A 540-nucleotide genomic window follows, 5' to 3' on the forward strand; every position below is an offset into this window, starting at 1 on the left:
AAGTCTCTTCCAGCGTGGCCCCGAGAGACGTGATCTCCTTCACGGTCCGCTGCACCGCATCGCCCAGCTTCCAGGTAGCGGCGAAGGTCTCACTGGGCTCGGGCAGATAGCCACGCCGCTCGACGACGTACAGCACACCCTGATAGATCGCCTCCAACATCGCAACATTGGTATCGTGAGATATCCGGTAGAGGTCCACAACCACTCGGGTGAGCCCGTGCCATTCCTTGCAGGCCTCGGTTTGCATTATCGCGACCCGGGTGTAGGCCTCGGCCGCGGGCCCGGTCCATCCGGGCACGTACTCCCTTCCCGGCGAGCTCTCCGTGATTTTCCGCACGATTTCGGCGGCGTGTTGCCACTGGACCCCTTCGTATTGGAGTTGGTCGGGGATGTGGAGGTACTTTTCGGCGATCGCGCACGCGTTGCCCAGCAAACCGACCATGGCGCGCAGCCTGTTCTCCGCGGCCTGATTGCTCGTCTCAAGGGCCTTAGCTCCTTGCCCACCGTCTTTCAAAGACTTGAAAAAGTCGCGCAGCTGGT

1 protein-coding gene is annotated in these 540 nt (G+C 61.7%); it reads right to left on the reverse strand.

All coding sequences use genetic code 11. From position 1 onward, the window contains the following. The coding region (locus EII42_RS12225; RefSeq protein WP_148098060.1) for a hypothetical protein at positions 1-442 on the reverse strand (442 nt) is incomplete at its 3' end. Positions 443-540 lie beyond the last annotated feature (98 nt).

Origin of the sequence: Tessaracoccus sp. OH4464_COT-324 (assembly GCF_003932855.1) — a bacterium.
GTDB lineage: Bacteria > Actinomycetota > Actinomycetes > Propionibacteriales > Propionibacteriaceae > Arachnia.